The organism is Delftia sp. RIT313, assembly GCF_000632165.1.
GTDB lineage: Bacteria > Pseudomonadota > Gammaproteobacteria > Burkholderiales > Burkholderiaceae_C > Comamonas > Comamonas acidovorans.
The window spans coordinates 152,454-169,018 of record NZ_JFYT01000068.1 but is presented as its reverse complement, the minus strand read 5'-3'; the positions used below and the strand labels follow the sequence as shown (position 1 = coordinate 169,018).

Below are 16,565 nucleotides of genomic sequence, written 5' to 3'. Positions count from 1 at the left end.
CCCGCAGTCCCTGCCCACACGAGAATGTGGGCTCATTCGGTTTCCAGCATCGTCTTGAGCAACGGAATGGTGATGGCGCGCTTGTTGCGAAGCGCAAAGCCGTCGAGCATGTCGAGCAGCTGCATCAGGCTGCCCAGGTCGCGTGAGAAGCGCTTGAGCATGTAGTCCATCACATCGTCGCCCAGAAAAACGCCACGGGCATCGGCCTCCTGGCGCAGCACCGCGCGGCGCGCGGTTTCATCGAGCAGTTGCAGCTGGAACACATGGCCCCAGCCCAGCCGCGTGCGCAGATCCTCGCGCAGCTTGAGGTCGGCCGGCGGCAGGGGGCCGGCTCCCAGCACCCAGCGCGGCGAGCCCGTGGCCGGGCTCGTCGCATTCACGAACCAGTTGAAGGCCCGCGCCTGCTGCAGCGGAGTGTAGATGTCCACGTCGTCCATCAGCACAGCCGCCCAGCGCTCGTCGAACGGCGGCGGGAACAGGGTGGATGCATCCATCCAGCCCACCATGGCGCCCTGCTCGCGCAGCGCCTCGCGCACGGCCTTGAGCAGGTGGGTCTTGCCCGAGCCCGACTCGCCCCAAAGATAGGTGGGCACCGGCGTGCGGGCGGTCTGCATGCGGCCGTCGCCCACCCAGTGGCGCAGATGATCGATCACTGCGGCATTGGGACCGACGAAAAAGCGCGACAGCGTCGGACTCGACGCCATGCTGATATCCAGAGCCAGCTGCTTCATCTGCGACATACGCGCAGCGCCCCCTTTCCTGTATCCAGGCGGGTCCATGCGGCAAAAGCAGGCAGAGGAATCGGCAACGGCATTGGGTTGAGAGCAAAGACAGGCCCGCCTCGGCGCAGCGCTGCGGCAAGGCGGACAACGCCCGGGAGCTCCCGGGCGGACGAGGGATTTTAGTCTGCGCGGCGCCCGGCACGGCGGCAGCCGGCCCGCATGTGCAACGAAAGCCCCCTCGAAGCCCACTGGCGCGCGCGCCTGCCGGCGGCCGGCGCCGTAGAATCCCGGGGTTCCAGCCCGGCATCGGGCCTACCGCACCGTACCCATCCATGAGCTCTTCTGCCCCCTCCTCTACCCCGATTTCCTACAAAGACGCCGGCGTCGACATCGTCGCTGGCGATGCGCTGGTCGAGCGCATCAAGCCGCTGGCCAAGAAGACCATGCGCGAAGGCGTGATGGCCGGCATCGGAGGCTTCGGCGCGCTGTTCGAGGTGCCCAAGCGCTACAAGGAACCCGTGCTGGTCTCGGGCACCGATGGCGTGGGCACCAAGCTCAAGCTGGCCTTCGAGTGGAACATGCACGACACCGTGGGCATCGACCTGGTGGCCATGAGCGTCAACGACGTGCTGGTCCAGGGCGCCGAGCCCCTGTTCTTCCTCGACTATTTCGCCTGCGGCAAGCTGGACGTGGACACGGCCGCTGCCGTGGTCGGCGGCATTGCACGCGGCTGCGAGCTGTCGGGCTGCGCACTGATCGGCGGCGAAACCGCCGAAATGCCCGGCATGTACCCGGCCGGCGAATACGACCTGGCGGGCTTTGCCGTCGGCGCCGTCGAAAAATCCAAGATCCTCACGGGCCAGAGCGTGGCCGCAGGCGACGTGGTGCTGGGACTGGCCTCGGCCGGCGTGCACTCCAATGGCTTCTCCCTGGTGCGCAAATGCATCGAGCGCGCCGAAGCCCAGGGCAGCCTGCCCGAATCGCTGGACGGCAAGCCGTTCAAGCAGGCCATCATGGAACCCACGCGCCTGTACGTGAAGAACGTGCTGGCCGCACTGGAGCAGCACCCCATCAAGGCGCTGGCCCACATCACCGGCGGCGGCCTGCTAGAGAACATCCCCCGCGTGCTGCCCGAAGGCCTGGCCGCCCACCTGGATGCCGGCAGCTGGCCCCAGACCGAGCTGTTCGCCTGGCTGCAGAAGACGGCGGGCATCGACGCCGTGGAAATGAACCGTACCTTCAACAACGGCATCGGCATGGTCGTTGTCGTGCCCGCCGAAGCTGCCCAAGCCACGGCCGCCACGCTCAAGCAGCTGGGCGAGACGGTCTACACCATCGGACGCATCGCCGCACGCGGCGAGGGCGAGCCTGTCGAGGTCCGCTGACCACGGGCCCGCAGCGCATGACCCAGCACCTGCCCTCGCCCATCATCTCCCCGCAGCCCGCGCCCACGCGCGGCGTGACGCTTTCCAGCTATGTGCTGATGGCAGGCGCCCTGCTGCTGATCATGTGGCAGGGCCTGTTGCCGGGCATGCTTTGTGTCTGCGTGGGCTTTCTGGTCACGCGCGCCCTTGCCGGGCTGCTGGCAAGGGCCCAGCCCAAGGCCCGGCGCGGCTCGCTGCCGCGCTGGACCCAATTGGTGGCAGCCACCATCGTCATTCTTGCGCCGCTGGCCCTGCTGAGCGGCGCGCTCTCGCATACACGCACCTACATCACCGACGCGCCGCAGCAGTACCGCGAGCTGCTCGACTATCTGGCCCACACGGTGCTGGAGCTGCGTGACAAGCTGCCCGCCGACATGGCCGACCAGTTGCCGGACGGCGCGCAGGAAATCCAGCACCTGCTGGCCAGCTACCTGGCGGCCAAGGCCGGCGCCCTGGCCCATGCGGGCCGCGCCTGGCTTACCGGCCTGCTGTACGCCTATGTGGGCCTGATCATCGGCGCGCTGGCCGCCGTGCGTCCCATCACCACGCGCCGCCCGCCCCTGGTGGCTGCGCTGCGCGAACGCATCCGGCTCATGGGGCTGGCCTTCCGCCAGATCGTGGCGGCGCAGTTCTGGATTGCGGCCTTCAACACCTTCCTGACGGCCATCTTCCTGCTGGGCGTGCTGCCGCACTGGAACCTGACCCTGCCCTACACGCCAGCCCTGATCACGCTGACCTTCATCGCGGGCCTGGTGCCCATCGTGGGCAACCTGCTGTGCAATGCGGTGATCACCATCGTGGGACTGTCGGTCTCCCCGGTGGCCGCCGCGGCCTGCCTGGGCTTTCTGATCCTGATCCACAAGGCCGAGTACGTGATCAACGCCAAGGTGGTGGGCCAGCGCACGCACATGGGCGTTTGGGAGCTGCTGGCCGTGATGTTCGTGGCCGAGTCGGTGTTCGGCCCCGCAGGCCTGGTGGCGGCGCCACTGTTCTACGCCTATCTCAAGAAAGAGCTGGAAGCCGTCCGGCTGGTCTGAGCAGCGCTCCGACACTGGGGGTTGCCGCCGCTACAGCCCCCTGAGCCGCCGGATCACCTCGCGCACGGCCACGGCCTGCGCGCCCTGCTGGGAATGCAGGAAGCGCTCCAGGTCTTCGAGCGCACGCTCGGTCACTCCCCATTGCGCATAGGCCAGCCCCCGGTCCCGGAAGATCTCCGGCATGTCGGGCCGCAGCACGGCCAGCCGGTTGAGCACGGCCACCAGCAGCGGCCAGTCGCGCCGCGCATGGTGGATCTCCTGCAGATTGCGCAGCATGCGCTCCAGGATGTCGCGCGGCGATGCGCCCTGCAGGTACATGCCCAGCGGAGCCGCCTCCTCGGCGGACAGGCCGGCGTTCTGCCAGAAGGGCTCCAGCCGCTCGGCCAGGCTGTTGGCCGAGAAGGATTCACCGCTCAGCGGGTCCATCACCACCTGCCCCTGGGGCAGGCGCAGCTTGACCAGGAAATGCCCGGGAAAGCTCACGCCCTGTGCCGGCAGATTGATGGCCGCAGCCAGCTCCAGCCAGATCAGCGCCACACTGATGGGAATGCCGCGCCGCGTCTGCAGCACGTGGTGGATGTAGCTGTTGGACGGGTCGTAGTAATCGTTGAGATTGCCGCCAAAGCCCAGCTCGCCATAGAAGAACTGGTTGAGCACGCGCAGGCGCTGCAGGGAATCGGTTTCGCCGGCCAGGCGCTGGAGCAGGCGCACCTGCAGCCGGTCCAGCTCGGCGCTGGCCGCCTGCAGGTCGAGATCGGGCACGGCATCCTGGGCGATGCTGATTGCCGCCTCCATCAACGGCAGGTGGTCATCGCTTTGCACCAGCGCTGCAAAGTATTGCAGGGCCGTTGGCGTGTCTTCGTAACTCCAGCTCATGATGCTTTGTATATTGCAGCGCCCAAGCCTGCAATTATGCGGGTTTGGGCGATGCCTCTCAGCGCCGCAGCAGTGCGCGCAGCTTGAGCCCCGCCGCCCACAGCGCACCGAAGTACAGCAGCACCGAGGCGGCCATCAGCGCGGCGAGCAGGCCCACACGCTGCCAGCCGTTGGCGCGCAGCGCGATCCAGTCGAAATGCTGGCTGCCCCAGGTCAGCAGCACGGCCAGCAGGCTGCTGGCCGCGACCACCTGCAAGCCCAGCCGGCCCCAACCCGGCTTGGGACGGTAGACACCCCGGCGCAGCAGACCCCAAAGCAGCCAGCCCGCATTGACCAGGGCCGCCAGGCCGATGGACAGCGCCAGGCCGGTATGCGCCATGAAGGGCACCAGGACCAGGTTGAGCAGCTGGGTGATGACCAGCACCACGATGGCGATCTTGACGGGCGTGCGGATATCCTGGCTGGCGTAGTAGCCCGGCGCCAGCACCTTGATGGCCACCAGGCCCACCAGGCCTGCGCCGTAGCCGACCAGCGCCAGAGCGATCTGGCCCACGTCGCTGTCCTGCAGCGCACCGCGGTGGAACAGCGTGGCCACCAGCGGCTCGGCAAAAGTGAGCAGGCCCACGGCGCACGGCACGGACAGCAGCACCACCAGGCGCAGCCCCCAGTCCAGCATGGCCGAGTAGCGCTCCGAGTCGTCGGCCGCCTTGGCAGCGGCCAGCTGGGGGGTGAGCACCACGCCCAGCGCCACCCCCAGCAGCGCCGTCGGAAACTCCATGAGCCGGTCGGCATAGAACAGCCAAGTCACGCTGCCCGGTTGCAGATAGGAGGCGATCTGGGTGTTGATCATCAGCGAGACCTGGGCCACGCCCACGCCCAGCAGGGCCGGCGCCATCAGCTTGAGGATGCGGCGCACGCCGGCCTCGGCCCAGGCTTCGCGCAGCGCAGCTGGCGAAAAGCCGATGCGCGGCAGCAGGCCCAGGCGCGCCAGCGCAGGCAGTTGCACCGCCAGCTGCAGCACGCCGCCCAGCATCACGCCACCGGCCATGGCATAGATGGGCTCGATGCCACGCGCCTGCAGCCAGGGCGCGCCCCAGAAGGCGGCGGCGATCATGGCCAGGTTCAGCAGCACCGGCGTGGCGGCCGAGACGGCAAAGCGCCGCCAGGTATTGAGCACGCCGGCAGACAGCGCCACCAGGGACATGAAGCCGATGTAGGGGAACATCCAGCGTGTCATCAGCACGGCGGCGTCATAGCCCTCGGGCGACTGGCGCAGGCCGCTGGCCAGCAGCCAGACCAGAAGCGGCGCGCCCACCACGCCCAGCACGCAGGTCACCAGCAGCACCCAGAACAGCAGCGTGGCCACGTGCGAGATCAACGTGCGCGTGGCCTCGTCCCCCTCCTTGGCCTTGCTGGCGGCCAGCACCGGCACGAAGGCCTGGCTGAAGGCCCCCTCGGCGAACAGCCGCCGAAAGAGATTGGGAATCCTGAAGGCGACATTGAACGCATCGGTCAGCGCATTGGCTCCGAACATGGAGGCCATGAGCAGATCGCGCACCAGCCCGGTGATACGGGAGGCCAGCGTCAGCAGGGAAACGGTGGAGGCGGCTTTGAACAGTGACACCGTGGGGAGTGTATGCGCTGGCATGCCCCGCCGGCCGGCGCGCCAGGCGGGCCTGGCCGCTCTTGCACTCCGTTGCAACAGGCCGGCCCGTGCGGCCTGGGCCCTCAAGGCCCTGTCCGGGCTGCGTGCTATAATCCCGCGCTTCGCCGACAACATCCTCAGACACTAGGAATACATATCATGGCATCCAAGCCCGCAAAGAAGAACCCCCGTCTCGCCTCCGGCCGCAAGCGCGTCCGCCAGGACACGAAGCTCAACGCAGCCAACACCTCGCTGCGTTCCAAGTACCGCACCGCCGTCAAGAAGGTCGAAAAGGCCGTTCTGACTGGCGACAAGGCCAAGGCAACCGAACTGTTTGCCGCAGCCCAATCCGTTCTGGACACGATCGCCGACAAGGGCATCTTCCACAAGAACAAGGCCGCTCGCGACAAGAGCCGCCTGTCCGCCAAGGTCAAGGCCCTGGCCGCCGCCTAATCCAATTAGGCAACCGCACGGATGGCTCCGGCCATCTGCCGTTTGTAACGGGTGCGCTGTCAGCGAACGAGAAAACCGCCTTCGGGCGGTTTTTTTGTGCCTGAACGATGCTCCTGCATCCGCAGGATCCACCAAAAAAGCCCCCCCCCCTCCGGAGCACAGGCGAAAAAAAACGCACCCCAGGCGCGCTTCACATCGGACGGGAACGACCCGCAAAAAAAGAAGCCGGCCTCAGCGGGCCGGCTCGTCCGGTATCAGGCAGGCCTCGGCAACCTGCAGGTTGTTGTCCTTGGCGAAGTTCAGGCAGAAATCCCAGGCCATGGGCTCGTAGTCGCGCAGGTCGCGGTGCACGACCACGCACTTGACGCCATTGAGCGTTGTGGGAACACACCAGGGCGAGTAGCTCAGGTGGCTGCCGCGCTGGGCACCACCGGGGCGAAACTGGCTCATGACGCCTGCCAGCCGCTCGGCCCAGTCGCTGGGCCGGAAAGTCTTGCCTTCGTGGGTGATGCCCTGGATGAACAGTTCTTTGCTGGAGGGAGAGACCATCAGGATGCACGCCAAAATACGACTTGCGCAACAAGGAACACAACAGGCGACCTGCCAAGGGGCACGGCGCCCTGCCACGTCCTGTTTGCGCAAGTCCTTCAAAAAAGTCAGAGCCCACAGGCAGGATCGCTGCCAGCAGGCCAAGCCGGCATTTTATCTCTTATATAAGAGCTGAGGCCTTGTTGCAGCGCACTACCCAAGTGTGGCGTAGGCTCATTGCATGGCTGTGATGCGCAAACCGCAACGGTAGGCCATCGCGCGGCCCCTAGAATCGGGCTTCGCTGTTTTTCAGGCATCTGCGGCGGCAACGCCCGGATGCCGTTTACTTTCCAGCTCAGGAGATTTTTGCAATGACCGCTTTCATTGAGGCTGCCTCGCCCCACGTGATGAACACCTATGGCCGCGTACCGATCGCTCTGGAGCGAGGCCAGGGCTGCCGCGTGTGGGACGTCAACGGCAAGCAGTACCTCGATGCGCTGGGCGGTATTGCAGTGAACACGCTGGGCCACAACCACCCCAAGCTGGTGCCTGCGCTGCAGGACCAGGTGGCCAAGCTCATCCACACCTCCAACTACTACCACGTGCCCGGCCAGGAAACGCTGGCCAAGCTGCTGACCGAGCGCTCGAAGATGACCAATGTCTTCTTCTGCAGCACGGGCCTGGAGGCCAACGAGGCCGCCATCAAGATCGCGCGCAAGTACGGCGTGGACAAGGGCATCGCCAAGCCGGTGATCGTGGTCTACGAGCATGCCTTCCACGGCCGCTCCATCGCCACCATGACGGCCACGGGCAACCCCAAGGTGCGCGACGGCTTCGGCCCCTTGCTCGACGGCTTCCTGCGCGTGCCGGTGAACGACTTCGAGGCGCTCCAGAAGGCCACGGCCGGCAACCCCGACGTGGTGGCCGTGATGATGGAGCCCATCCAGGGCGAAGGCGGCCTGCACCCCATGCGCATCGAGTACATGCAGCAGGTGCGCGCACTGTGCGATGCCAACGGCTGGCTGATGATGTTCGACGAAGTCCAGGCCGGCATGGGCCGCACGGGCAAGTGGTTCGCCCACCAGTGGGCCGGCATCATTCCCGACGTGATGACCCTGGCCAAGGGCCTGGGCTCGGGCGTGCCCATCGGCGCCGTCGTGGCCCATGGCAAGGCGGCCACCGTGCTGCAGCCGGGCAACCATGGCTCCACCTTCGGCGGCAATCCGCTGGCCATGCGCGCGGGCATCGAAACCATCCGCATCATGGAAGAGGACGGCCTGCTGGCCCACACCACCAAGGTGGGCGACCACCTGAAGGCCACGCTGCAAAAGGAACTGGCCGACGTCAAGGGCGTGGTCGATGTGCGCGGCCAGGGCCTGATCATCGGCATCGAGCTGAACAAGCCCTGCGGCGCCCTGCTGGGCCGTGGCGCCGAAGCCGGCCTGCTGTTCAGCGTGACCGCCGACACCGTGGTGCGCCTGGTGCCGCCGCTGATCATGACCGAGGCCGAAGCCGACGAAGTGGTCGCCAAGCTCAAGCCCCTGATCGTGCAATTCCTGTCCGAATGAGTACCTGCCTATGACTGCCATCAAGCACTATCTGCAGTTTTCCGACTTCACGGCCGACGAGTACGCCTATGTGCTCGAACGAGCGGCCCTGATCAAGAAGAAGTTCAAGGGCTACGAAAAGCACCACACGCTCAGCGACCGCACGCTGGCCATGATCTTCGAGAAGGCCAGCACGCGCACCCGCGTGAGCTTCGAGGCGGGCATGTACCAGCTCGGCGGCTCGGTGGTCCACCTGACCACGGGCGACAGCCAGCTGGGCCGCGCCGAGCCCATCGAGGACAGCGCACGCGTCATCAGCCGCATGACCGACCTGGTGATGATCCGCACCTATGGCCAGGACAAGATCGTGCGCTTTGCCGAATACTCGCGCGTTCCCGTCATCAACGGCCTGACCAACGAGTTCCACCCCTGCCAGATCCTGGCCGACATCTTCACCTTCATCGAGCACCGCGGCTCGATCCAGGGCAAGACCGTCGCCTGGGTCGGCGACGGCAACAACATGGCCAACACCTGGCTGCAGGCGGCCGACCTGCTGGGCTTCACCGTCCACGTCAGCACGCCGGGCGGCTACGAGGTGGACGAGAAGCTGGCCTTTGGCGGCAAGACCCCGCGCGAGGGCTGCTACAAGGTCTTCAAGGACCCGCTGGACGCCTGCAAGGGCGCCGACCTGGTGACCACCGACGTGTGGACCAGCATGGGCTACGAGGCCGAGAACGAAGCCCGCAAGAAGGCCTTTGCCGACTGGTGCGTGGACGCCGAAATGATGGCCGCCGCACGTGGCGATGCCCTGTTCATGCACTGCCTGCCCGCCCACCGCGGCGAGGAAGTGGAGGCCGAGGTCATCGACGGGCCGCAGTCCGTGGTCTGGGATGAGGCGGAGAACCGGATGCATGTGCAGAAAGCTCTGATGGAATACCTGCTGCTGGGCCGCCAGCCGAACTGACAACGCAGTCCGCTCAAAAAAGAATGCCTGCAGGCTTTGCGCCTGCAGGCATTCTTTTTTTCCTGGCGGAAGTTCGGGCCGTGGCCTTACGGCCCCCGCTTGTCCGGTGCGCAACTGTCTCCGCCGCAGGCACTGCAGCCGCCACAGCCGCCCGCATCCTTGGGCGCCAGCGCCGGATGCATCTGCCCGGCCTTCTGGCGCCAGCGCGCGGGCAGATAGCGCCAGACCAGGGACACGCCGGCCAGGGCCACGATCAGCCCGACGATGATGTTCTGCCACATGGTGCTTGTTCCTTTCAGCCCGCGCCCAATGCGATGGCCACGCGGTAGGTGATGAAGCTGGCAAGGTAGGCCAGCGCGAACAGATAGCCGGTCATCAGCAGCGGATAGCGCCAGCCGTTGGTCTCGCGCCGCACGGCGGCCAGCGTGGAGATGCACTGGGGCGCGAACACGAACCAGGCCAGCAGCGACAGCGCCGTGGCCATAGACCAGGTGTGGGCGATCAGCGGGCCCAGTTGCTCGGCCATGGCCTCGTCGCTGGCGGCGGACAGGGCATAGACCGTGCCCATGGCGCTGACGGCCACCTCGCGCGCGGCCATGCCGGGCACCAGGGCGATGGCGATCTGCCAGTTGAAGCCGATCGGCGCCAGCACCACCTCCAGCCAGCCGCCGATGCGGCCCGCAAAGCTGTAGCGGATGGCCGCCTCGGTGACGCCATCGGGCGGCGCCGGGTAGCTGGCCAGGAACCACAGCACGATGCTCACGGTCAGGATGATGCCGCCCACGCGGCGCAGGAAGATCATGGCGCGCTCGTACAGGCCCAGGGCCAGGCTGCGCGGGCTGGGCCAGCGGTAGGAGGGCAGCTCCATCAGCAGCGGCGTGGGTCCGGCGCTGCGGCCGGCCAACTTGGCCACGCCGGCCACGGCCATGGCGCTGGCGATGCCGGCCACGTACAGCGCGAACAGCACCAGGCCCTGCAGGTTGAAGATGCCGCCCACCGTGCGCTCGGGAATGAAGGCGCTGATCAGCAGCGCATAGACCGGCAGGCGCGCCGAGCAGGTCATCAGCGGCGCGATCATGATCGTCACCAGGCGGTCGCGCCAGCTGGTGATGGAGCGCGTGGCCATGATGCCGGGCACGGCGCAGGCGAAGCTGGACAGCAGCGGAATGAAGGAGCGGCCCGACAGGCCGACCTTGCCCATGATGCGGTCCAGCATGAAGGCGGCACGCGGCAGGTAGCCCGAGTCTTCGAGAGCAAGGATGAACAGGAACAGGATCAGGATCTGCGGCAGAAAGACCAGCACGGCGCCCGTGCCCGCGATCACGCCGTCGGCCAGCAGGCTGCGCAGCGCGCCTTCGGGCATGTGCTCGTTGACCAGGGCCGAGACGGCCGAGACGCCGCCCTCGATGCCATCCATCAGCGGCTGCGCCCAGCTGAACACGGCCTGGAACATCAGGAACAGCGTGGCCGCCAGCAGCAGCATGCCCCACAGCGGGTGCAGCACCACGGCGTCGATGCGGTCATCACGCCGGGTGTCCACCACGGGCTCCTTGACGCAGTCGGCCATGATGCGGGCCACCTGCTGGTGCAGGGCCAGCACCTGCTCGCGCGCATCGCCCGGGCGGGCCGGGGCCTGCAGCTGCGGCGCTGCCAGGGCGCGGGCTTCGGGGCCGTCCAGCCATTGCAGCAGTTCGCGCGCGCCGTCCTGGCGCACGCCCACCGTGGACAGCACGGGCATGCCCAGGGCGCGTGACAACGCTTCGCGGTCGATATCGATGCCCTGGCGCCTGGCCATGTCGCTCATGTTGAGCACCAGCAGCATGGGCAGGCCCAGGCGCTGGGCTTCCAGCACCAGGCGCAGGTTCAGGCGCAGATGGGTGGCGTCGGTGACGCAGACCAGCAGTTCGGGCGGCGCCTCGCGCGCGTGGCGGCCCGAGACGATGTCGCGCGTGATGCGTTCGTCCTCGCTGTGGGCGTGCAGGCTGTAGGTGCCCGGCAGGTCCAGCACGCGCACACGCCGGCCGCTGGCCGTGCTCAGCCAGCCTTCCTTGCGCTCCACGGTCACGCCCGCGTAGTTGGCCACCTTCTGGCGCGCGCCGGTCAGCAGGTTGAACAATGCTGTCTTGCCGCAGTTGGGGTTGCCCAGCAAGGCCAGGCGCAATGCGGAATCACCACCGCCGCCGCCACCCTGGGCAGGCTGCAGCGGCTGGATGAGTTTGGGAGAGGACGACGCGCTCATGCCACCGCCTCCGGCGCCACGCGCACCAGGGCCGCCTCATGGCGGCGCAGCGCGAACGTGGCCTGGCCCACGCGCACGGCCAGCGGGTCGTCGCCCGGAAAGCCTGCGGCCAGGATGCGAACGGGCTCGCCCGGCAGGAAACCGATTTCCATGAGGCGCAGCAGCAGTTCCTGCTCGGCCGTGTCGCGCGCCGCATGGAGTTCGACCACGCGCGCCGGAACCTGGCGCGGCAGCGCATCCAGGGTGATGGCCGCAGCGGTGGCCGGGCTTGGAGAGCTGGGAGGCGCGGACAGTGCGGACGGAGCCGTGGCGTCCGTCCCGGGATTCATCGAATGCATGGCGTGTTGTATCAACTGATTTTTATTCTCATTTTGATTTTGATCGAATCCCCGTGGGAAGCCCGCGCATGGTATCGGAGTAAGAGGCAGGGTCTTGCCAAATGGCCGTCATGGTTTTTGGCCGGTTCCAGGCGCCCCGCACGCGTGCGCGCGACAATCGCGCTCCCACGATCCGCACCTGCACCTGCTTGCCCACGCCATGACCCACCCCTGCCTGAGCTGCGGCGCCTGCTGCGCATCGTTCCGCGTGGACTTTTCCGTGCATGAGTCGCAGGAGCATGGTGGCCGCGTGCCGGCCGGGCTGATCGAGGAAGTCACCGACTACACCTGCCGCATGCGCGGCACGGACTGGTCGCGCCCGCGCTGCGCAGCGCTGGTGGGCAAGGTGGGCGAGAAGGCCCATTGCGGCATCTACGAGTGGCGGCCCTCGCCTTGCCGCGAATTTGCGGCCGGCAGCGATGCCTGCAACCGCGTGCGCGTGCGCCATGGCATGCAGGCGCTGGACAGCGGCCTGCTGTAGCAACCAGCCAGGCGCTGCCGGCCGCCAACAGCCGCCACCACCAGCCGTTATTCCACGGGCAGCCCCGCCAACTGCCCCTTGAACTCCTGCAGCGAGAAATGCGTGTGCACCTGGCGCACGCCGGGCAGCCGGTGCAAGCGGGTGAGCAGCAGGTCCGAATAGGCATCGAGATCGCGCGCCACGACGACCAGCAGGAAGTCCTCCGGCCCCGAGATGCCGTGGAACATCACGACCTCGGGAATGGCGCAGACCGCTTCCTGGAAGTGGCGCGATGACTCCTCGTTCTGATGGTCTATGCCCACCATCACGAAGGCCAGCACGCCAAAGCCGATGGCGCGCCGGCTCAGCGCGGCGTGGTAGCCGGTGATCACGCCCTCATCCTCCAGCCGCTTGATGCGCCGCCACGACGGCGATTGCGACAAGTGCACGCGTTGCGCCAATTCGCCCGAGGTCAGCCGCGCGTTGTCCTGCAAGGCGCGGATCAGCAGCCGGTCCGTTCTGTCGATCTCGATTGACATAAACCACCTATGAATTCATATTTCACAGAATAACTTATCCAAGATCAAGCGCATTTAGGGATAACTACTAAACGCCCTGCGAAGGCCGTAACTAGCATCCGCCTCCGAAGCCCCCCACAGCAACGGAGACAACAACCCATGCCAGCCTTCGAAGACATCGTCCAGCGCGAAGCCGGACTCCAACAGCAGCTGTCCGCCGGACAGATGACCATGATCGCCATCGGCGGTGCCGTCGGCACCGGCCTGTTCCTGGGCAGCGGCTTTGCCATCGGCTTCGCCGGGCCCAGCGTGCTGATCAGCTATGCCATCGGCGCGGTGATCTCGCTGCTGCTCATGGGCTGCCTGGCCGAGATGACGGTGGCCCATCCGACCTCGGGCTCGTTCGGCGCCTATGCCGAGCACTACATCGCCCCCTGGGCCGGCTTCGTGGTGCGCTATGCCTACTGGGCCTGTGTGGTGCTGGCCGTGGGCACCGAGGTGACGGCCGTGGGCCTGTACATGGGCTACTGGTTCCCCGAGGTGCCGCGCTGGGCCTGGGTGGTGATCTTCTCGGGCGCGCTGATCGGCGTGAACATGATGAGCGTCAAGGCCTTCGGCGCCGTGGAGTACAGCTTCTCCATGATCAAGATCATCGCCATCGTGGCCTTCATCGTGGTCGGCGCCTGGGTGGTGTTCGGCACCCGGCCGGCCGGCGTGGGCTTTGCCAACTACGTCAACAACGGCGGCTTCTTCCCCAACGGCCTGTGGGGCACCTGGGTGGGCGTGATCATCGCCATCTTCAGCTACCTGAGCATCGAGATGATCGCCGTGGCCGCTGGCGAGGCCAAGGACCCGCAGCGCGCCGTCACCAGCGCCTTCCGCTCCACCATGGTGCGCCTGGTGGTGTTCTATCTGGCCACGATTGCGCTGATGCTAGCCATCGTGCCGTGGTCGGCCGCCGGCAAGGACGGCAGCCCATTCGTCAAGGTGATGGAGATCATCGGCCTGCCCGGCGCGGCCAGCGTGGTCAATTTCGTGGTGCTGGTGGCTGCCCTCTCGGCCATGAACAGCCAGCTGTACATCACCACCCGCATGATGTTCAGCCTCTCGCGCGCCGGCCATGCGCCCGCCGTGCTGGGCCGCGTGAACTCGCGCGGCGTGCCGCTGCCGGCGCTGCTGCTGTCCTGCCTGGGCATTGCCGTGGCCACGCTGTTCAACATCATCAATCCCGAGCAGTCCTTCATGCTGATGATGGCCGTGGCCATGTTCGGCGCCATGTTCACGTGGTTCATGATTTTCGTGACCCACCTGTTCTTCCGCATCCACTGGGTGCGCCAGGGCAACAAGCCGCTGGCCTTCCGCATGTGGGGCTTTCCGGTGCTGACGCTGCTGGGCGCGGCACTGATGCTGGCCGCCCTGGTGTCCACGCTGTTCACCGACGTGTTCCGCCTGACCGTGCTCACCGGCCTGCCCTTTTTGCTGCTGCTGGGCGCCATCTACGCCATCTGGTACCGCAAGCCGGCCGGCCAGACCGCAAGCGCTTCTCAAGCCAATACCCCAACCCAGGCCCAGGCCCGGTGACATCCGGCCTCCCGTTTTTCTCCCTCCCTTAGAAACATGACGACTCTTGCCCCCCTCGATACCGCCCGCGCCTCGATGTTCAGCCACGTCCCGCCCTACCCCGGAGATCCCATCCTGTCGCTGATGGAAGCCTTTCAGCAGGACCCGCGCACCGACAAGGTCAGCCTGAGCATCGGCCTGTATTTCGACGAGGCCGGCCGCCTGCCCGTGCTGGACTCCGTGCGCCAGGCTGGCGATGCCCTGGCCCGCGAGCAAAGCCCCAGCGGCTACCTGCCCATTGAAGGCATAGCCCCCTACCGCCAGTTGGTGCAGAACCTGGTGTTCGGCGCTGAGCACGAGGCCGTGCGCGCGCAGCGCATCGCCACCGTGCAGACCCTGGGCGGCTCGGGCGCGCTCAAGCTGGGCGCGGACTTCATCAAGCACTATTTCCCCGACGCCGAGGTCTGGCTCAGCGATCCCACCTGGGACAACCACCTGGCCATCTTCCAGGGCGCGGGCCTGCGCACCCACAGCTACCCCTACTACGACGCGGCCACGGGCAGCCTGCGCTTCGACGCCATGCTGCAGACGCTGCGCGAACTGCCCTCGGGCAGCGTGGTGCTGCTGCATGCCAGCTGCCACAACCCCACGGGCGTGGACCTGTCGCGCGAGCAGTGGCAGCAACTCATCCCCGTGATCGTGGAGCGCGGCCTGATCCCCTTCGTGGACATGGCCTACCAGGGCTTTGGCGATGGGCTCGATGAAGACGCCTGGTCCGTGCGCGCGCTGGCCGATGCGGGCGCCCAGGCCTTTGTGGCCAACTCGTTTTCCAAGAACTTCTCGCTGTATGGCGAACGCGTGGGCGGCCTCAGCGTGGTCTGCAGCGACGCGGCCACGGCCGGCAATGTGCTGGGCCAGCTCAAGGCCACGGTGCGCAGCAACTATTCCTCGCCCCCCACCCGTGGCGCGCGCCTGGTGCAGCTGGTGCTGGCGTCGCCCGAGCTGAGCGCCCAATGGGCGCAGGAGCTGGCGCAGATGCGCGGCCGCATCAAGGACATGCGCGCCCAGCTGCACGGCGCGCTGCATGAACGCTTTGGCGAGCGGCGCGACTTCGGCTTCCTGCTGACCCAGCGCGGCATGTTCAGCTACACCGGCATCAGCGAGCCCCAGGTCCACCGCCTGCGCGACGAGCACGGCGTGTACCTGATCCGCTCGGGCCGCATGTGCATGTCGGGCCTGTCCGGCGCCAACGTACAGTACGTGGCCGACGCCATTGCCACGGTGCTGGAGGCACCGCAATGAGCGGCTGCCCCGTCCATGGCGGCCTGACCGAGCGCATCGTCGCCGAGGAAAGGGCGCAGCTGGATTTCAGCCAGTCCATGAGCTATGGCGACTATCTGCAGCTGGACGCCATCCTCGGCGCCCAGCAACTGCTGTCGCCCACGCATGACGAGCTGCTGTTCATCATCCAGCACCAGACCAGCGAGCTGTGGATGAAACTGATGCTGCACGAGCTGGGCGCGGCCACGGCCGCCGTGGCGGCCGACCGCCACGCAGATGCCTTCAAGATGCTGGCCCGCGTGAGCCGCATCATGGAGCAGCTGGTGGGCGCCTGGTCCGTGCTGGCCACCATGACGCCTACCGAGTACACGGCCATGCGGCCGTATCTCGCCAGCTCCAGCGGCTTCCAGAGCTACCAGTACCGCTGCATCGAGTTCGCGCTGGGCAACAAGAATGCCGCCATGCTCCAGCCCCATGCCCACCGCCCGGACCTGCTGGCCCGGGTGGATGCCGCATGGCGCGCACCTTCCCTGTACGACGAGGCCCTGCGCCTGCTGGCACGCCAGGGGCTGGCCATTCCTGCCGGGCACCTGGAGCGCGACTGGACCCAGCCCTACACGGCCAGCCCCGAGGTCGAGGCCGCCTGGGCCCAGGTCTACCGCGACCCGCAGTCGCACTGGGACCTGTACCAGCTCGGCGAAAAGCTGGCCGACATCGAGGACGCCTTCCGCCTGTGGCGCTTTCGCCATGTGACCACGGTGGAGCGCGTCATCGGCTTCAAGCGCGGCACGGGCGGCACCGGCGGCGTCAGCTACCTGCGCAAGATGCTGGACGTGGTGCTGTTCCCCGAAATCTGGTCCGTGAGAACGAAACTGTGACCCCTGAGCGGCTTTGCCGCTTCCCCCGCTCTCGCTGCGCGGGCGCGGGACGACAC

17 protein-coding genes are annotated in these 16,565 nt (G+C 67.1%); 9 read left to right on the top strand and 8 right to left on the bottom strand.

Annotation, left to right across the window (positions count from 1 at the left end):
* Window positions 1-32 precede the first annotated feature (32 nt).
* The gene (gene hda, locus BW39_RS21180; RefSeq protein WP_026062235.1) at window positions 33-731 is read right to left on the bottom strand and encodes a DnaA regulatory inactivator Hda; all 699 of its coding nucleotides are present in this window, start codon (window positions 729-731) and stop codon (window positions 33-35) included.
* Window positions 732-1,054: 323 nt separating this feature from the next.
* On the opposite strand from hda, the gene purM reads away from it, so the two are divergent.
* Window positions 1,055-2,107 carry a phosphoribosylformylglycinamidine cyclo-ligase gene (gene purM, locus BW39_RS21175; RefSeq protein WP_013803658.1) on the top strand — a complete coding sequence of 351 codons (1,053 nt, stop codon included), beginning with the start codon at window positions 1,055-1,057 and terminating at the stop codon, window positions 2,105-2,107.
* 17 nt (window positions 2,108-2,124) lie between these two features.
* Window positions 2,125-3,183 (top strand): AI-2E family transporter, encoded by a 1,059-nt coding sequence (locus BW39_RS21170; protein ID WP_012204107.1) that lies wholly within the window; start codon window positions 2,125-2,127, stop codon window positions 3,181-3,183.
* 30 nt (window positions 3,184-3,213) lie between these two features.
* On the opposite strand, the gene BW39_RS21165 is transcribed toward BW39_RS21170, so the two are convergent.
* The gene (locus BW39_RS21165) at window positions 3,214-4,059 is read right to left on the bottom strand and encodes a SirB1 family protein (protein WP_043824058.1); all 846 of its coding nucleotides are present in this window, start codon (window positions 4,057-4,059) and stop codon (window positions 3,214-3,216) included.
* A gap of 58 nt (window positions 4,060-4,117) precedes the next feature.
* Window positions 4,118-5,683 (bottom strand): murein biosynthesis integral membrane protein MurJ, encoded by a 1,566-nt coding sequence (murJ, locus tag BW39_RS21160; RefSeq protein WP_034391199.1) that lies wholly within the window; start codon window positions 5,681-5,683, stop codon window positions 4,118-4,120.
* 180 nt (window positions 5,684-5,863) lie between these two features.
* Here murJ and rpsT point away from each other — a divergent pair, with 180 nt between their 5' ends.
* A complete protein-coding gene (rpsT, locus tag BW39_RS21155; protein ID WP_012204104.1) occupies window positions 5,864-6,157 on the top strand; it encodes a 30S ribosomal protein S20 in 294 nt (97 codons plus the stop codon).
* 231 nt (window positions 6,158-6,388) lie between these two features.
* On the opposite strand, the gene BW39_RS21150 is transcribed toward rpsT, so the two are convergent.
* The gene (locus tag BW39_RS21150; RefSeq protein ID WP_012204103.1) at window positions 6,389-6,706 is read right to left on the bottom strand and encodes a DUF3579 domain-containing protein; all 318 of its coding nucleotides are present in this window, start codon (window positions 6,704-6,706) and stop codon (window positions 6,389-6,391) included.
* Window positions 6,707-7,056: 350 nt separating this feature from the next.
* On the opposite strand from BW39_RS21150, the gene BW39_RS21145 reads away from it, so the two are divergent.
* Together BW39_RS21145 and argF are read left to right on the top strand one after the other, a co-directional pair.
* A complete protein-coding gene (locus BW39_RS21145) occupies window positions 7,057-8,253 on the top strand; it encodes an aspartate aminotransferase family protein (RefSeq protein ID WP_043824056.1) in 1,197 nt (398 codons plus the stop codon).
* Between the two features lie 10 nt (window positions 8,254-8,263).
* On the top strand, window positions 8,264-9,196 hold the full coding sequence (argF, locus tag BW39_RS21140) for an ornithine carbamoyltransferase (RefSeq protein WP_012204101.1): 933 nt from the start codon (window positions 8,264-8,266) through the stop codon (window positions 9,194-9,196).
* Window positions 9,197-9,282: 86 nt separating this feature from the next.
* On the opposite strand, the gene BW39_RS21135 is transcribed toward argF, so the two are convergent.
* From BW39_RS21135 to BW39_RS21125, 3 genes are read right to left on the bottom strand one after another with little or no spacing between them, the layout of a single operon-like run.
* A complete protein-coding gene (locus BW39_RS21135) occupies window positions 9,283-9,477 on the bottom strand; it encodes a hypothetical protein (RefSeq protein ID WP_043824054.1) in 195 nt (64 codons plus the stop codon).
* A gap of 14 nt (window positions 9,478-9,491) precedes the next feature.
* Window positions 9,492-11,435, bottom strand: a complete 1,944-nt coding sequence (gene feoB / locus BW39_RS21130) for a ferrous iron transporter B (protein WP_043824052.1) — start codon at window positions 11,433-11,435, stop codon at window positions 9,492-9,494.
* A complete protein-coding gene (locus BW39_RS21125) occupies window positions 11,432-11,773 on the bottom strand; it encodes a FeoA family protein (protein WP_043824050.1) in 342 nt (113 codons plus the stop codon). Before BW39_RS21125 ends, feoB begins: the two co-directional genes overlap by 4 nt.
* Before the next feature lie 199 nt (window positions 11,774-11,972).
* Here BW39_RS21125 and BW39_RS21120 point away from each other — a divergent pair, with 199 nt between their 5' ends.
* Window positions 11,973-12,293, top strand: coding sequence for a YkgJ family cysteine cluster protein (locus tag BW39_RS21120; RefSeq protein ID WP_034391185.1), 321 nt, complete (start codon window positions 11,973-11,975; stop codon window positions 12,291-12,293).
* A 47-nt stretch (window positions 12,294-12,340) separates the two neighbouring features.
* On the opposite strand, the gene BW39_RS21115 is transcribed toward BW39_RS21120, so the two are convergent.
* Window positions 12,341-12,811 carry an Lrp/AsnC family transcriptional regulator gene (locus BW39_RS21115; protein ID WP_012204096.1) on the bottom strand — a complete coding sequence of 157 codons (471 nt, stop codon included), beginning with the start codon at window positions 12,809-12,811 and terminating at the stop codon, window positions 12,341-12,343.
* Between the two features lie 138 nt (window positions 12,812-12,949).
* On the opposite strand from BW39_RS21115, the gene BW39_RS21110 reads away from it, so the two are divergent.
* The 3 genes from BW39_RS21110 to kynA all read left to right on the top strand — a co-directional run bounded on the left by BW39_RS21110 (window position 12,950) and on the right by kynA (window position 16,509).
* Window positions 12,950-14,371, top strand: coding sequence for an amino acid permease (locus BW39_RS21110; RefSeq protein ID WP_043824048.1), 1,422 nt, complete (start codon window positions 12,950-12,952; stop codon window positions 14,369-14,371).
* A 75-nt stretch (window positions 14,372-14,446) separates the two neighbouring features.
* Window positions 14,447-15,652 (top strand): amino acid aminotransferase, encoded by a 1,206-nt coding sequence (locus BW39_RS21105; RefSeq protein ID WP_200871538.1) that lies wholly within the window; start codon window positions 14,447-14,449, stop codon window positions 15,650-15,652.
* Window positions 15,649-16,509, top strand: coding sequence for a tryptophan 2,3-dioxygenase (kynA, locus tag BW39_RS21100; RefSeq protein WP_043790480.1), 861 nt, complete (start codon window positions 15,649-15,651; stop codon window positions 16,507-16,509). Before BW39_RS21105 ends, kynA begins: the two co-directional genes overlap by 4 nt.
* Window positions 16,510-16,565 lie beyond the last annotated feature (56 nt).

Coding starts and splice junctions, on each gene's coding strand:
- BW39_RS21105 (WP_200871538.1), top strand. CDS start 14,447: ATGTTCAGCCACGTCCCGCCCTACCCCGGAGATCCCATCCTGTCGCTG.
- BW39_RS21115 (WP_012204096.1), bottom strand. CDS start 12,811: ATGTCAATCGAGATCGACAGAACGGACCGGCTGCTGATCCGCGCCTTG.
- argF (WP_012204101.1), top strand. CDS start 8,264: ATGACTGCCATCAAGCACTATCTGCAGTTTTCCGACTTCACGGCCGAC.
- feoB (WP_043824052.1), bottom strand. CDS start 11,435: ATGAGCGCGTCGTCCTCTCCCAAACTCATCCAGCCGCTGCAGCCTGCC.
- BW39_RS21145 (WP_043824056.1), top strand. CDS start 7,057: ATGACCGCTTTCATTGAGGCTGCCTCGCCCCACGTGATGAACACCTAT.
- BW39_RS21170 (WP_012204107.1), top strand. CDS start 2,125: ATGACCCAGCACCTGCCCTCGCCCATCATCTCCCCGCAGCCCGCGCCC.
- BW39_RS21135 (WP_043824054.1), bottom strand. CDS start 9,477: ATGTGGCAGAACATCATCGTCGGGCTGATCGTGGCCCTGGCCGGCGTG.
- BW39_RS21110 (WP_043824048.1), top strand. CDS start 12,950: ATGCCAGCCTTCGAAGACATCGTCCAGCGCGAAGCCGGACTCCAACAG.
- kynA (WP_043790480.1), top strand. CDS start 15,649: ATGAGCGGCTGCCCCGTCCATGGCGGCCTGACCGAGCGCATCGTCGCC.
- BW39_RS21120 (WP_034391185.1), top strand. CDS start 11,973: ATGACCCACCCCTGCCTGAGCTGCGGCGCCTGCTGCGCATCGTTCCGC.
- BW39_RS21165 (WP_043824058.1), bottom strand. CDS start 4,059: ATGAGCTGGAGTTACGAAGACACGCCAACGGCCCTGCAATACTTTGCA.
- hda (WP_026062235.1), bottom strand. CDS start 731: ATGAAGCAGCTGGCTCTGGATATCAGCATGGCGTCGAGTCCGACGCTG.
- BW39_RS21125 (WP_043824050.1), bottom strand. CDS start 11,773: ATGCATTCGATGAATCCCGGGACGGACGCCACGGCTCCGTCCGCACTG.
- rpsT (WP_012204104.1), top strand. CDS start 5,864: ATGGCATCCAAGCCCGCAAAGAAGAACCCCCGTCTCGCCTCCGGCCGC.
- purM (WP_013803658.1), top strand. CDS start 1,055: ATGAGCTCTTCTGCCCCCTCCTCTACCCCGATTTCCTACAAAGACGCC.
- BW39_RS21150 (WP_012204103.1), bottom strand. CDS start 6,706: ATGGTCTCTCCCTCCAGCAAAGAACTGTTCATCCAGGGCATCACCCAC.